Origin of the sequence: Acinetobacter sp. UBA3025 (assembly GCF_002367915.1) — a bacterium.
Taxonomy (GTDB): domain Bacteria; phylum Pseudomonadota; class Gammaproteobacteria; order Pseudomonadales; family Moraxellaceae; genus Acinetobacter.
In genome coordinates, this window is the sequence record NZ_DFDO01000160.1 from 1 (window position 1) to 2,687 (window position 2,687).

Annotated in this window: 2 protein-coding genes and 1 pseudogene; 2 read left to right on the forward strand and 1 reads right to left on the reverse strand. The window is 42.1% G+C overall.

Going from position 1 to position 2,687, the window contains the following annotated elements; all coding sequences use genetic code 11:
- A pseudogene (locus B4J23_RS14345) lies at window positions 1–106 on the reverse strand (DUF962 domain-containing protein); the annotation flags it as partial.
- A 331-nt stretch (window positions 107–437) separates the two neighbouring features.
- On the opposite strand from B4J23_RS14345, the gene B4J23_RS06715 reads away from it, so the two are divergent.
- Entirely contained in the window at window positions 438–1,895 is a 1,458-nt protein-coding gene (locus B4J23_RS06715) for an inorganic triphosphatase (protein WP_125279555.1), read from the forward strand.
- A 120-nt stretch (window positions 1,896–2,015) separates the two neighbouring features.
- Window positions 2,016–2,687, forward strand: a 672-nt coding sequence (locus B4J23_RS06720; protein ID WP_291359488.1) for a CYTH domain-containing protein, incomplete at its 3' end; no start/stop codon positions are given.

Genomic DNA, 2,687 nt, shown 5'->3' on the forward strand with positions numbered 1-2,687 from the left:
GATGCTCAGTCAGATAAAACCGGTAAAATTCATGATAGTCACGAATCGGCATTTGTGGAGAAGTCAGTTCTGCAATCTCATTGCTCGGCTGCACCTGTGCATTCATTATCATCATCCTGATCTTTTTTCTTCACCTTAGCGCATAATTTAGGCAATTAAAAGTACCTTTATTTTCATGCAATTCTGTTCCTGAGGTTGGCTTAGATATTGAATTGTCGTGCTTTCAATAAAAACCGGCGAATGAGATCAGTAACTTAATTTTTCCATTTCCATTTTTTTCAATCGGTCAAGTCTTACATCAGATTGGTTTTTCGTTACAATCAGCCGCTCAAAAGTCTAAAAATATTTCCGTTTATATCGGAATTTCATGCAAGCGAATAAAAATTCAATTTATTTTTTAATATTTTTCAATAAATTGAATAGACAGGATGATTATCATGGTTGAAGTTGAACTCAAGTTCCAGATTCCCGCGGCACGCCGTACTGCCCTGCTTAAGGCACTTGATCCCAAGAAATCTCAACAGATCCTGCTTCAAGCCAAATACTATGATACTGCAGACCGTCAACTGGCCCAGCATGGAATTGCCCTACGCCAACGATTAGAAGGCAGTCGTTGGGTTCAGACGTTAAAAGCGGCAAGCAAAAGCCACATTGAACGTTTCGAGCATAATCATGATCTGGGTGAATTAGAATATTCTCCTGAGCTGGACCTGAGTATTTACCAGCAGTCTGCTGAAGCGCAAACCTTGCTTAATCGTGCTTTAGGTGATCAGTTTGACCAGCTGCAATTGCAGTTTGAAACCGATATTGCCCGTACCTTGCGCGTGATTGAATATGAAAACACATCAATCGAAGTCAGCCTGGATATCGGCTGTATTCGCACGCCTCATGCTGAACAGGAAGTGCATGAAGTTGAATTCGAGTTAAAGCATGGCTCAATTCAGGATTTGCTGGCCTTTAGTTTTGAATGGGTCAAAAAATATCAGCTTTGGCTGGATGTACGTAGTAAGGCTGAAATTGGGAATTTGTTAGCGACTCATCAGAATGTAAGTCCCGCTACTTTTGCCAAAGAATTCCAGATCAGCAAAAAAGATAGTGCGGGTAAAAACCTGTGTCATCTGGTGGCCCAGCAAATGCAGCATCTATTGCCCAATATCGCGGGAATCTCCGCGCAATTGGCAGAGCAGGAACATATTGATCAGGCACAACAGGCCTTGGATCATCTCTATCTGACCCTACTTTTGTTTAAAGATTGGCATACTCAGGTTTCAGACAAATGGGCGCATCAGCTTGCCGCATTTAAACATCAGTTTGAACATCTGCAACATTTACAGCACATGCAAAACACTCTGGCTGGCTTCCTGCAAAATCCTACGACCGCAGAGAACCTGACTAAAGATATTCTCTATGCCAAAGAGAAGCTGAGCAATCTGGTGAAGTCTACTCAGAATGTGCATCACTATCTGGAATTGCTGATCTTCAGCTTAAGTACAAATGAAGCTAAGCCGCTGGAATTGAAATCTGCAGCGCAAACTACCTTGCAGCAACAATACAAAGTCTTGCAGGAACAAATGAGTCAGACTGATATTACCAATTTTGAGAGTCTGGATCAGCTAGCAATTCGCATTCAGGAATTAAAATTCAGCTTCCCAATTTTGACCACGATTTATGATGTCAAAAACCTACAAAAATACAGCAAGGCTTTAAATGATGCACAGCAGGCAGCAAATGAATATCAGACATTGGCCTCCTCTGCCCTGTATATCCAGCAGACTGAGCTGGAAGCCAGTGACTGGTTTGTGTTGGGTTGGCTGACTGCCAAGCAGGAAGTCTATGCACAGCGCTTACTGGAAGCGACAGAACAGTTTCTGGTCAGCCGCAAATTTCTTAAATAAGTATTTAACTGACTTTCAAAGCACGCTACGGCGTGCTTTTTGTTGCACAAGCACATCACAATACTTTTGTTGTTTGGTCTATATTGATTGTTATGAGCTTCATCGAGAAGGAATGGCCCGATGGCAGAAATCGAACTCAAATTCCAGATTCCGCAAAGTATATGTCACCAATTCGAACAAGATTTTCAGCAGTACGGGCCAACTCGACATCATTTATGTGCCAAATACTTTGATACTGCCGATCAGCAGTTACAGCAGCACAAAATTGCACTCCGGCAGCGTCTGGAAGATCAGCAATGGTTTCAGACCTTAAAAGCACCGAGCCAGCATCAATTTGAACGCTTTGAGCTGGAAGAAAGACTGGATACCGCACCGGACAACTGTGATTTAAAAGCTTATGCCAAGCATAAACAGGCTCGGAAGATTCTAAAACAGGCACTTCACACCCTAGATACGTCTCTGACTCTACAATTTGAAACTGATGTAGAGCGGGATCTCTGGATTGAAAATTACCGAGGAAGTCAGATTGAAATTGCACTGGATAGAGGTGAGATTCGTTCTAATGGCCAGACCTTGGATATTTATGAAGTTGAATTTGAGCTCAAAAGTGGCAAACTTGATGACTTAATTGATTTTGTTAAACCCTGGATTCAACGTTATCAGTTATGGCTGGATGTACGCAGCAAATCTGAACGTGGTTATGCTCTGCTGAATAATAAAACTGATCTCCCTGTTCAGCATCAAACAACTTTACAGCTCGCAGCTAAAGACGATATTCATCATATCTTGCCA

Coding starts and splice junctions, on each gene's coding strand:
- B4J23_RS06715 (WP_125279555.1), top strand. CDS start 438: ATGGTTGAAGTTGAACTCAAGTTCCAGATTCCCGCGGCACGCCGTACT.